Annotated in this window: 9 protein-coding genes; 6 read left to right on the top strand and 3 right to left on the bottom strand. The window is 49.9% G+C overall.

All coding sequences use genetic code 11. The annotated features are described in order from the left end of the window. Positions 1-5: 5 nt before the first annotated feature. The 3 genes from BN1247_RS10260 to BN1247_RS10250 all read left to right on the top strand — a co-directional run bounded on the left by BN1247_RS10260 (position 6) and on the right by BN1247_RS10250 (position 3,743). Entirely contained in the window at positions 6-1,271 is a 1,266-nt protein-coding gene (locus tag BN1247_RS10260) for a Ger(x)C family spore germination protein (RefSeq protein WP_231633423.1), read from the top strand. A 184-nt stretch (positions 1,272-1,455) separates the two neighbouring features. Continuing rightward, positions 1,456-2,634 (top strand): GerAB/ArcD/ProY family transporter, encoded by a 1,179-nt coding sequence (locus BN1247_RS10255; RefSeq protein ID WP_054950303.1) that lies wholly within the window; start codon positions 1,456-1,458, stop codon positions 2,632-2,634. Beyond that, a complete protein-coding gene (locus tag BN1247_RS10250; protein ID WP_054950302.1) occupies positions 2,631-3,743 on the top strand; it encodes a GerAB/ArcD/ProY family transporter in 1,113 nt (370 codons plus the stop codon). The genes BN1247_RS10255 and BN1247_RS10250 overlap by 4 nt, the downstream gene beginning before the upstream one ends. Before the next feature lie 88 nt (positions 3,744-3,831). Here BN1247_RS10250 and BN1247_RS10245 read toward each other — a convergent pair whose 3' ends face one another. Genes BN1247_RS10245 through BN1247_RS10235 form a run of 3 tightly spaced genes read right to left on the bottom strand, consistent with a single transcriptional unit; the run spans position 3,832 to position 6,199 of the window. After that, on the bottom strand, positions 3,832-5,229 hold the full coding sequence (locus BN1247_RS10245) for a nucleoside recognition domain-containing protein (RefSeq protein ID WP_054950301.1): 1,398 nt from the start codon (positions 5,227-5,229) through the stop codon (positions 3,832-3,834). Then, the gene (locus BN1247_RS10240; RefSeq protein ID WP_054950300.1) at positions 5,201-5,932 is read right to left on the bottom strand and encodes a FeoB small GTPase domain-containing protein; all 732 of its coding nucleotides are present in this window, start codon (positions 5,930-5,932) and stop codon (positions 5,201-5,203) included. The genes BN1247_RS10245 and BN1247_RS10240 overlap by 29 nt, the downstream gene beginning before the upstream one ends. A gap of 24 nt (positions 5,933-5,956) precedes the next feature. After that, on the bottom strand, positions 5,957-6,199 hold the full coding sequence (locus tag BN1247_RS10235) for a FeoA family protein (protein ID WP_054950299.1): 243 nt from the start codon (positions 6,197-6,199) through the stop codon (positions 5,957-5,959). 340 nt (positions 6,200-6,539) lie between these two features. Between BN1247_RS10235 and BN1247_RS10230 the strand changes: the two genes are divergently transcribed. From BN1247_RS10230 to BN1247_RS10210, 3 genes are all read left to right on the top strand, one after another. Continuing rightward, positions 6,540-6,914: an ArsR/SmtB family transcription factor gene (locus BN1247_RS10230; RefSeq protein ID WP_082415890.1), complete on the top strand. Its 375-nt coding sequence runs from the start codon at positions 6,540-6,542 to the stop codon at positions 6,912-6,914. Positions 6,915-6,943: 29 nt separating this feature from the next. Beyond that, a complete protein-coding gene (locus tag BN1247_RS10225) occupies positions 6,944-9,052 on the top strand; it encodes a heavy metal translocating P-type ATPase (RefSeq protein WP_054950297.1) in 2,109 nt (702 codons plus the stop codon). A 1,002-nt stretch (positions 9,053-10,054) separates the two neighbouring features. After that, positions 10,055-11,581 (top strand): amidase, encoded by a 1,527-nt coding sequence (locus BN1247_RS10210; protein WP_054950294.1) that lies wholly within the window; start codon positions 10,055-10,057, stop codon positions 11,579-11,581. Positions 11,582-11,842: the final 261 nt, after the last annotated feature.

Below are 11,842 nucleotides of genomic sequence, written 5' to 3'. Positions count from 1 at the left end.
TGGCCATGCCAGAACAAACGACAGAACCGATAAGTGTACCGAAAAAAGGTAAAAAAAGAATTGCCGCCTTATGTGCGTCAGTGCTGACGTGGACGGTCTTAGCCGGGATGCTCTTATCCGCCTGTGCTGCCAAGCGGGAATTAACCGATTTAGCGTTGGTAACCGCGTTAGGGATCGATGAAAAGGACGGGAAGATCGTCGTCTACTTGCAGGTTGTCAATCCGACAGGCGGTATGCAATCGGGCCAAATGGGCGGGATGTCCGGCGGAAGCGTATACACTTTTGAAACGACAGGTACGACATTTGTCGACGCGTTGGCGAAAGCGGATAATTTAGTCTCGAGGCAACTGTTTTATCCGCATTTATTTTTTATCGTGCTCGGAGAAAAGTTCGCGCGTAAGCGAGGATTGGACAGTATCGTCGATCTCCTCGAACGCAGTAATGAATTGCGTGGAACATATTTATTTTTCGTCGCTAAAGGAACAACTGCCGGTAGTATTCTTAAAGTTTATACGCCGATAGAAAAAAATCCTGGCATGGCGCTAAGAGACAGCGTGATGATATCAGGCAGTTCGTACGGGCAACAAGTCATCGGAGTAAAAGATGTCATTCGTTGGCGCTACGGCGAAAATCGCGATCCGGTGTTGCACGGGGTGGAGCCGGGAACTACTCCCGAAGAAGCGAAAACGACAAAGGAATTGGAACATATCGACGCCAATCGCGATGCGTTTCGCTTGACCGGGCTAGCTCTGTTTCGCGAGAGTCGTCTCCTCGATTGGATGACGTTAGACGAATCGCTCGGGTGGACGCTCATGAGCGATCGCTACAAGGGGAGTATGCTGCTACGCATTCCAAATGAGAGACAGCACAGTTCCTTCGGGATTTTATTGCGTAATGTGCGAACTAAGCTAACGCCAGAACTTAAGGGTGAGCACCTAAGTTACCGGGTGAAGGTGAAGGGCGAGGCGATTTTAAAAGAAATCAACTTTGACGCGAAGGTCGAGGATGAGCGTACCATCCAACAGCTACAGCAACTGACCGAACGCTTTCTAGAAGAAAAAATGTTGCAGGCCGTGGTGAAAGCAAAGAAACATCGGATAGATAATTTTGGGTTTGGTGATGCGCTATACCGCAAGAAGCCGCGCGAGTGGGAGAAGCGAAAAAAAAATTGGCGCAAAGACCTTCCAGCACTCAAGGTGAAGGTAAGTGCGCATATTCAAATTATGACGACGGGAATGAGATCAGAAAGTGTCCACGAGCGGAAAAAATAAGCTAGCAAACAATGTCGTACTTATTGTCACATGGCTAGTGACAATCGTCTATACCGGCGGCTACTTGCTCGGCTATAACGTCTTCCCGATCGCCGACTGGTTACAGCGCGTTTACGATCCCGTTTACGAGTGGCTGTTCGGGAGGACATCATGAAAAAATATACGTTGAGCGAAAGGGAACGACATGACCCATAAACTGAGCCAGTGGCAACTCTCCTTGACAGTGATTAATTTTATCGTCGGCAATTCACTGCTTTTCGCACCAGGGATTACCGCGTTGCACGCGAAAACGGACGGTTGGCTAGCCGTATTTCTCGCCACAGCTGTCGGGGTGGCGTGCAACGGTGCGTGGATCTTTTTGTTAAGCAAATACAATTACATGTCCATCTTCGAAATTTCTGACTTGGTGATTGGTAAGTGGCTTGGAAAAATCGTTACGGTCGCGCTCATTTTTTTCGCTGTCCACCTTTGTGCACTCGTCGTGCGCGATGCGAGTGACTTTATGGTTGACGTCGTCATGCCAGAGACAGGCCCGTGGCTGTATCAAGTGGGTTTGCTCGCACTAGCGGCCTATTCGGTTCATCACGGTGCCACTAATATTGGGAGAGTGAACGAAGTGCTCTCTCCGCTTATGCTCGTCTGTTTTATCGGCTCAGGTCTTCTCGTCGCCAACCAGATGAAACTGCAGCATTTACAGCCTTTTTTTGCGCAAGGGATGGCTCCGATTTGGCACGGCGCGTTTCCGTTGTTCGGGTTTCCTTTTTTTACCCTCATTCTATTCGGGGCACTGTTTACGTTTCTTACGGACAAAACACACGTCATCCGGGCATATATGTCTAGCCTGTTAATCAGTGGGTTGGCACTCGGTGTCGCTGTCGTCGCCGTGCTCAGTGTGAGCGGGACGTATGTCGCGCAGCGAGATATGTATCCGAGTATCACGATTATGCGCAACATTACGTTAAGCACCGTGTTTGAACGGATGGAACCAATCATTGCTTCTGTATGGATTTTTTCTATTTTTATTAAAATAACGGTCGCATTTTTAGTTGCTCTCCTCGGGTTGGCGCATTTACAGGGTACAGCAGGAGGGGGACGGGGACAAACAGGTGCAAAAGCAGGTGCGGAAGGTGGAACGGGCACTTCTTTCGCACGTCGTTCGGGAACGTACACGCATTATATTTTGCCTACTGCCATTCTAATATGGAGTTTAAGCAATCAGCTACACCCAAATCGTTCCAACTTTATGGAGATGACTATAAAAGATTGGACTCCGTACACGTTTTCGTATTATTTGCTCGTGATGGCTGTCTTAATTTGGGGGATCGTTTCCAAGAAGAATAAGAGCAGCGGGGGAACGACGTGAACAGTAAACTGAGCCAGTGGCAACTGTTTCTCATGGTGATCAATTTCATAATCGGTAGCTCGTTTTTGTTTGTGCCGTCTTTAACTTCTAAGTTTGCGTACACCGACGCTTGGCTCTCGACGTTGCTTGCGACAGGAGTAGGACTCCTCTTCAATATGGGCTGGATTTATTTGCTCAGTCGCTACGACTATGCGTCCATATACGAAATATTTGACCGCGTGCTCGGTAAATGGTTGGGGAGTTTAGTGACGGTGGCGATCGTTTTTTTCTCAATCCATTTAACTGCACTCGTCGTCCGCAATGTAAGTGACTATATGGTCGACGTCGTCATGCCCGAGACGAACCCGTGGATTTTTCAATTAGTCATGCTAGCGCTAGCGATGTACTCGGCAAGTAAAGGTGTTGGCAACATCGGCAAGTTGAACGAAGTGCTCAGTCCGCTATTATTCTTCCTTTTTTATGGATCACTGCTCTTAGTACTCAATCAGTTTACCTTGAACAATATGCAGCCCGTTTTTGCAAAAGGGTTGTTCCCGATTTGGCACGGCACCTATGTAACGCTTGGCTTTCCTTTTTTTGAACTGATCCTGATAGGCAGTTTTTTCACCTTTATTAATCAAAAACGGCACGTATCGCGCACGTTTTTGCTGGCGATTTTAATCGGCGGTCTCTCACTCGTCATCGAAGTCGTCGTCACACTCGGTGTACAGGGGGTATATATTGTGCGGCGCGATTTGTATCCAGGCATTTCGCTTTTGCGCGAACTTACAGTTAGCCCCGTCTTTGAACGGATGGAAGCGTTTATTAGTTCGGTGTGGATTTTTACGGTATATATCAAGATCACGATCGGTTTTCTCGCCTCTATACTTGGACTGGCTCATTTGCAAAAAAGGAAAGGGGCGCATAAAGGAGAGTATGGTCCTTTTATCCTACCGGTAGCACTACTCATTTGGGGATTGGTGAATCAATTGCACCCGAACCGTCCGAGTCACATAGCTTTTTCGATAAAGGATTGGACATCGTACACGTTTACTTTATTTGTGATCGTCACTGCGGTGTTCGTGTGGGGGATCGTTAGGAAGAAGCACAAGCAGCGTTCAAACGAATAAAAAGCGACAGCCGACGCTAAATCGCTTGTGTCGCGTGTAATGTCGGCTGTATGAGAAAGGGTACGTCAATTGGAGCCTCGCGTGCTTTCTAGACGAGGCCGAGGCCGCGTACGACTTGTGCGACGACAAACGTGACGGCGATGGCGATCACTGTCGGAATCGCGAAGGACAAGAAGGTCCACTTCGCGCTTTTTGTTTCTTTATAAATCGTAAATAACGTCGTGCCGCACGGGTAGTGCAAGAGCGAAAAAAGCATCGTGTTGAGGGCGGTTAGCCACGTCCAGCCGTGCGCGACGAAAATGTTTTTAATGCCGGCCATACCGTCGGCGTCGACCATTGCGCCTGTCGCTAAATAACCCATTAACAAAATCGGCAAAACGATTTCGTTTGCCGGTAGTCCGAGAATGAACGCCATTAAAATAAAGCCGTCCATGCCTAAGGAGCGGGCAAACGGGTCGAAGAAGGCGGCCATATGTTCTAACACGCTTAGATCGCCGACCGTAATGTTGGCCAAAATCCACGTGATGAGCCCGGCCGGGGCGGCGATGACGACAGCGCGTTTTAACACCGACCACGATTTGTCGACGGAGGAACGGATGACTGTATTCCAAAACTTCGGGCGACGGTAAGGCGGCAGTTCCAACGTGTAATGGGTCGGTACGCCGCGCAAGGCGGTTTTCGACAGCACCCATGAGACAGTCAGCGTGACGACGATGCCGAATAAGACCATACCGACGACGATGCTTGCGGTGACGAACGTTTGGAACCCACCGGTGTACCCGGCAGCCATAAACAGTGACGACAGTAATATGAGCATGGGCCAGCGGCCGTTGCACGGGACGAAGTTGTTCGTCAAGATAGCCAGCATTCGCTCGCGCGGCGATTCGATGATGCGCGTGGAGACGATTGCCGCCGCGTTACAGCCAAAGCCCATCGCCATCGTCAACGACTGCTTGCCGTGTCCACCGGATTTTTTGAATAGGCGGTCCATATTAAAGGCGACGCGCGGCAAGTAGCCGAGGTTCTCTAGTAAGGCAAACATCGGGAAAAAGATGGCCATCGGCGGCAGCATGACGCTGATCACCCACGCCGTGCCGCGGTAAAGGCCGAGCACTAATAAGCCGTGCAGCCATCCCGGGGCGTGGACGGCGTTGAAGGCAGCGGTCAAATACCCTTCGATGACGCCGAACATTTGTGCCAATAGATTGGAAGGGACGTTTGCTCCGGCGATTGTTAAATAGATGACGATCCCGAGCATCGCCAGCATGATCGGGAAGCCCCAGATCGGTGACGTTAAAATTTTGTCGTACGTTTGTGAACGCAATTTCGGTTGTTCCGGGTAAGTGATCGCGCCGTCACACACCGTTTGCGTCGTCTGGTAGATGTGAGTGACGATTTCATCGCGACTGTCTGCGCTGTGTAACTTTTTCGCTTCGAGGGCGGCGTTGTCAAACGCCTTAAGATCCAACGCGAACGGGATGCTCATAGGCGGTCACTTCCTCGTAATCCTCTTGTAACTTTTGGCGCAGTGAAGTGAGTAGTTGTTCATCGCCGTCCAACAAGCGCAGTGCAATCCAACGGGTGGGGTACGCCTCGCCGACGGCTTCGAGGACGAGTGGTTCCAGCTGTGCTATTTTTGCTTCCATCTCGTCACTGTATGTCACTTGGATCGGGTCGGTGGTGAGTTGCCCTGTCGCCATTTGCTCTAGGATGTGCAAAAACTCGTCAATGCCTTCCCGGTTGCGGGCAGACATTGTAAGAACGGGAACACCTAAGCGGGCGGACAGTTTTTTCGCGTCGACGGTGATGCCTTTGCGGCGCGCTTCGTCGATTAAATTGACACAGACGATGACGCGGTCAGTCATCTCTAACACTTGCAGCGCTAAGTTCATGTTTCGCTCAATCGCTGTCGCGTCTAACACGACGACAGTGACGTCCGGTTTTTCAAAAATAATGTAATCCCGGGCGACTTCTTCGTCCGCAGAGTTGGAGTAGAGCGAGTACGTACCGGGCAAGTCGATCAATGTATACGTGTAGTCGCCGTGTTCGAGCGTACCTTCGGCGAGGAGGACGGTTTTGCCCGGCCAGTTGCCTGTATGTTGACGCAACCCCGTCAGTAAGTTAAATAAGGTGCTTTTTCCAGTATTGGGGTTACCTGCCAACGCGATACGGTATTCGCGGCTTCTCATGCCGGTTCCCTTCTTTCTATTATTTCAACATATTTCAACAAAAATTTGCGAACTCTCTTCTTGACGCAGTGCAATGGTCGTGTGGCTGACATAGTATGCAATCGGGTCGCCTAACGGACTCTTTTGTAACACTTCGACGATCGCGCCGGGAATAAATCCTAAATCGAGCAGGCGACGCCGCATCGTGCCTTCGATCGCCACGTTCACGATCCGTACGCGATCGCCGACTTGCGCGTCATTGAGGGGGAATTTATTTGCTTTGGTCATTATAGTTTCTCTCCCCTTTACCTTTTGTACTAGAGATAATAAATTGCCCATGGTAAACTATTTACTATAATTATATGATGGTCACCGTTGTGTCGTCAATTGACAAATGGTGACATTAGTGCGATCGTTAGCCAGCGTATGACCCGTGTAGTCGTAAGGTGACAGTGCTCATGTGAAATGACTGCAATAAAAGTGGACGGGCCGTTATAAGCTGTTACTGTTACGTTGTAGTTAATACGCATTGACAGTACCGAAAAGTTGTTATATATTGTTATTAGATATATGAGCATATGCACATATAAGCAAAGTAGGCAACTGCGATACGGTTTTTGGAAAACATATGGAAAGTGGGATATACGTGAACAAAAAGGAGCAAACGAGTAAAGAGGAACAGAAGGCGGTTGTTGCTAAGTCTGGATCAAATGAGCCACTAGATGAAGAAACGTTGTTTATCGTTTCCCAGACGTTTAAGGCGTTGGCGGATCCGACGCGCGTACGCATCTTACATTTGCTCGCAGAAAAAGAGCATTCCGTGAACGATATTGCCGAACATTTATCGTTGGCGCAGTCTACTGTGTCTCATCAGCTACGCTTTTTGAAAAACTTACGCCTTGTGAAGTTTCGACGTGAAGGGACGACCATTTTTTATTCGCCGGACGACCAGCACGTCATGGACATACTTAAGCAGACGATTAAGCACGCACAGCATGACTGACGTGCAAGTGGGGAAGGAGTGGGCTTACCGTGAGAGATTACAAATTAGTCGGTTTATCGTGTCCGAACTGCGCAGCCGATTTACAAGAACAAATCAATGAACTTCCCGGCGGCGAGTCTGCCTCGATCAGTTATCAGCTAGGGAAGTTAACGGTCGACGAAGCTACGGATTTAGACAAAGTACAAAAAATATTGGCAACCGACGGCGTTCGCTTGGAGACGTCTGCCGCACAAGGCGATACAGCAGCAAGTAGGCGGTGGCAATGGACAAAACATTTACCGACCGAGGTGATTGCCTCTGCTGTCATTTTTATTGTGGCGCTTTCGTTCGGCGGCTACGCGTATGTCGCCATTCCGCTGTACCTCGCGGCGATAATTCTCAGCGGGCGTCAAACGTTTATTAAAGGGTTAAAAAATTTAGTGCGCTTCAAGTTTAACATTGATACACTCATGACAATCGCTTTAATCGGCGCGGTGTGCATCGGTGAGTGGAAAGAAGCGACGATGGTTGCTATTTTATTCGGCCTCAACGAACACTTGGAAGGGCTCGGGATGGAAAAGGCGCGCGACTCCGTGGAGAAATTGTTAGCAGTTGCGCCGAAAGAAGCGCTCTTAATCGACGGTGACGGCGAGCGCATCGTGCCGATCGCCTCCTTGCAAGTCGGTGACATCGTGCGCGTCCGTCCCGGCGATCAAGTGCCGTCCGACGGTTTCGTCATCGAAGGGAAAAGTTCAGTCAACGAAGCGGCGATCACCGGGGAGTCGCTACCTGTCGACAAACAGAATGGCGACAATGTGTTCGGTGGCAGTGTAAATAACGAAGGCGTCTTAAAAGTGAAAGTGGGCAAACCGTACGAAGACTCGGCGCTGGCGAAGATTTTGCACCTCGTCGAACAAGCGCAAGAGACGAAAACGCCGACCGAATTGTTTATCAATCGGTTTGCACAATACTACACGCCGCTCATCATCGTCATTGCGATCGTCGTGATGACGGTGCCGCCGCTGTTGTTCGGTGGGACGTGGGGCGACTGGTTTTACCAAGGGTTGGCCGTACTCATCGTCGGTTGTCCGTGTGCGTTGATTCTTTCTTCGCCGATCGCCAACATTGCCGGCATTACGCGCAACGCGCGCAACGGCATCTTAGTGAAAGGTTCCGTGTACCTCGAACAGCTCGGTAAAATCGATACACTCGCTTTTGACAAGACAGGGACGTTAACGAAAGGGACACCACACGTTGCCAAAAAAATCACTTACGACCATGAGCGGTTTCTTGCAGTGGCGGGGGCGGTGGAGAAGTCGTCAGCCCACCCGTTGGCACAAGCGATTATGCAGGAGGTTGCGCGGGAGATGGCGCCAGGCGGCGTTCCGCTCAGTGAGCCAGACGATAGCGAGGCGATTCCCGGCCAAGGTGTGCAGGCGACGATCGATGGGGAGATTTACACGGTCGGCAATGAGAAAAGCATCGCTCACATTGCCGTTCCGGCGAACGTACAGCGCGATATTGAGCAAATGAAGGCAGAAGGGCTCACCCTCGTCCTCGTGGCCGACAGCGCGCACGTGCTCGGGATCTTCGGCATCGCCGACGAAATTCGCGCAGAAAGTCGCGAGGTGATCGATGCCTTACACCGTGCGGGCGTGCACCAGACGGTGATGCTGACAGGTGACCACGAGAAAACAGCGGAAAAAGTGGCGCAAGCGGTCGGGGTGGATGCGTCTTACGGTAACTTGTTGCCGGAAGACAAGGTCGAGAAAATAAAAGCGTTGGCGGGCAAGGGCGAAGTCGCGATGGTTGGCGACGGCATCAACGACGCACCGGCACTCGCGACGGCCGACTTAGGCATCGCGATGGGTAAAGGTACGGACAGCGCCATTGAAACGGCGGACGTCGTGTTAATGCAGGATCACTTAGGTAAGCTTCCGAGCGCCATTGCCGTCGCCAAACGGGTGAATCGTACGATTCGCTTCAACATCGCCTTCGCTCTCGGTTTGAAGTTACTCGCCTTGCTGCTGACGATTCCGGGCCTGCTGACGTTGTGGATCGCGATCATTTCCGACATGGGTGCTACGGTGCTCGTGACGTTGTTTAGCTTGACGATTTTGTGGGAGCGTAAAAGCGACAGTGTTCGCGTGACAGGGTGAGATGTATGACGGCGTGAAGTGGGCCGATGGTGTGAAGTGAGCCGATGGTGTGAAGCGGTATAGCCCAATCACGAGCATTCGATCGTGGAATTTCAAAGCATAAACCTATCGTAAACGCCCGACCGTGTGTAAAGGGAAGGGAAAGCGGTAGGTTTTGTGCTTTAGAAAGCACTTAGAAAGAAACTATCGGAATTTAGACAATACTTATTGAAATAGCCCTTTCGTTATGTTAATCTTATTTACATACAATTTTCAGTAGATTAAATGATGAAGGTGTGGGATGCTCAATGCCAAAAGTATTGGATGCTGCCGCCTTACACGCGGTGGTTTTGTAACGATGGGATTTATCAATCAAATAAATACACTCTTGATTTCTGCGTTGCAGAATTCAAATGAGGAAAATGTATCTTATATACTAAGTTTTTTGGGTTACTCGGAAAACGTAAGGTATGAAAGAATATTGAAATCCTATTTGAACCACTCTAATAAAGAAGTTAGAGGGGCTGCCCTTGAGGCACTTCAACAATTAGATTACACGAACAAACAGGTAAATAGGAAGGGTGATTAGCATTATTATAGAATAAAGCGGAAATATGGATAAATGAAGGAAAAATTAAAGGAGGTTAAGGTATGGCAAGGTTTTTATGTAAATGCGGGAAAAGTTTGTCAACAATTAAGGCACCGAATGATGTCGAGCTCTACGTTTATAGCGATTCGGAATGGAATTATATTTTGAATATGGGGGATTTAATCGATCCGTTAGATATTCCCGACCCGAAACACGACGTATGGCATTGTACAAATTGTGATAGGATTTACGTATTTAATAGTGACCATTCAGTCAAAAAGGTCTACAAACCGGATAACGACTAACTGTGATTCGAGAAACAAATAGGCATCAATTACGAGTTACCCTGATGCGGACATCCGTGATTTCTGCCTTGACAGCTATCAATGAAATAGAGTCATACCATGAAAAGGTACGGGGAAAGGAGCACATACATGTCAATTCTCGATAGTGATGCAACTGCTTTAGCAGAGCAGATTCGTACCGGGAAGATTTCTTCCGTGGCGGCAACCGATACATACATCGCACAATTGAAAGCGATTAATCCCCATCTTAACTGTTTAGTAGAAGACCGTTTCGCAACCGCACGGCAAGAAGCGATACGTGCGGATGAACAGCTGCAGCGCGAGAAGAACGAGCAACGACGGAACGGAGAAGGGAACGGGCGCTTGTTTGGCGTGCCGATCAGTGTGAAAGAATCGTTTGACGTCGCCGGTATGCACACGACGGGGGGCATCGTTGCCCGCAAGGATCATGTGGCTGAAGTGGATTCAGACGTCGTAGCGAAGTTAAAAGCGGAAGGGGCGATTATTCTCGGCAAGACGAACACACCTGTGCTCTGCTTTTGCCAAGAAAGTGATAACAAACTGTACGGGCGGACGAACAACCCATGGGACGTGACGAAAACGGCGGGGGGATCGAGCGGCGGGGAAGGGGCGCTTATCGCCGCTGGCGGAGCAGCGGTCGGCGTCGGCTCCGACATTGGCGGTTCGATTCGCTTTCCGAGTCACTTTAACGGTGTTGTCGGGTTCAAAAGCGGCAATGCGCAAGTGTCGCAGCGAGGTTCATTTCCGTTCGTCGATATTGCGCTGCAAGCGCGCATGCTCGGCATCGGTGCGATGGCGAAATCAGTCCGCGACGCGCGGCTTATTAACGAGATCATCGCCGAGGCACCCCCGACGGGGGAGGTGCGAAATTCGAACGCACTTGACTTAAAAGCATTCGACTTAAAAGACTTTGACTTGAAAGCCTGGGACTCGTTTGAAGTCGTTATCCCGCGGAACAGCATCCGTTATCCGCTCGATGAAGTGACGCGCACGTTGCTCGCACAAGTAAGCAATCGGCTCGCTGCCGATTTTTCCGTTCGCGACGAGCAACCGCCGTTGTATGAAAAGGCAGCACTGTTGTGGCAGTTGATCATGTCGATTGACGGTGCCGAGCAAGTCGCCGCGACTGCGTTTTGTGACCGACCGGTACGCCCGATTCGCGAGTTTTTACGCGAGAAGGTATTTAAACGATCCGAACTACATGACTACTTCACGTGGGCGATCATCGGTGCACGCCTCTTCAAGCCAAATGCGGCGCGGTTGACGGACATCGAAGCGACGATTCAAGCGGGGGATGAGCAGCTGGCGCATTATTTCCAAAACCGCTTGCTCATTCTACCCGTTTACCATACGCCGGCACCGGCGCACGGACAAGTGTACAAACAGATTTTCTCGATTCGCAAAACGTATTTATCTTATATGCCTTATGCTGCTTATGCCAATGTTTGGGGTTTGCCAGCGCTGACGGTTCCAGTCGGAACGAGCAGCGACGGTTTACCGATTGCCGTACAAGTAGTAAGTAGCGTCGGAAACGAAGATGCAATTTTCGAGCTAGGGGAACGGCTAGAACAGGAGTTCCGCGGGTATGTGCGTTGCCAAGCAGTAGCAGAATGCGAGGTTCATTTTCCGGCTTAAGAGAAACCGCCTGAAACTGCTTAACGGTAGGGGTCATCGTAAGGAATGATCACGTTTTGGGATTCAATCAAAAACGCGAATGTTTGTTCGAAAGAATATGTAGATAAGTGCTATTAGTCATGCTATGATATACTTACGGACAAAAGTCGGTGGAATTGACCATGGCGCGCACTTCCTTTGTGAAAGGGGGTGGCACGATGGTCATGCTTGGTACGTTGTTGCTCGTTTTGAAGATCGTCGCTACGTTGCTAAGTATTTATC

This window comes from Numidum massiliense (assembly GCF_001375555.1).
Taxonomy (GTDB): Bacteria; Bacillota; Bacilli; order Thermoactinomycetales; family Novibacillaceae; genus Numidum; species Numidum massiliense.
Note: the sequence above shows the minus strand (reverse complement) of the source record. Positions and strands in the feature narration are given on the sequence as shown.

Coding starts and splice junctions, on each gene's coding strand:
- BN1247_RS10260 (WP_231633423.1), top strand. CDS start 6: ATGCCAGAACAAACGACAGAACCGATAAGTGTACCGAAAAAAGGTAAA.
- BN1247_RS10255 (WP_054950303.1), top strand. CDS start 1,456: ATGACCCATAAACTGAGCCAGTGGCAACTCTCCTTGACAGTGATTAAT.
- BN1247_RS10245 (WP_054950301.1), bottom strand. CDS start 5,229: ATGAGCATCCCGTTCGCGTTGGATCTTAAGGCGTTTGACAACGCCGCC.
- BN1247_RS10240 (WP_054950300.1), bottom strand. CDS start 5,932: ATGAGAAGCCGCGAATACCGTATCGCGTTGGCAGGTAACCCCAATACT.
- BN1247_RS10235 (WP_054950299.1), bottom strand. CDS start 6,199: ATGACCAAAGCAAATAAATTCCCCCTCAATGACGCGCAAGTCGGCGAT.
- BN1247_RS10230 (WP_082415890.1), top strand. CDS start 6,540: ATGGAAAGTGGGATATACGTGAACAAAAAGGAGCAAACGAGTAAAGAG.
- BN1247_RS10210 (WP_054950294.1), top strand. CDS start 10,055: ATGTCAATTCTCGATAGTGATGCAACTGCTTTAGCAGAGCAGATTCGT.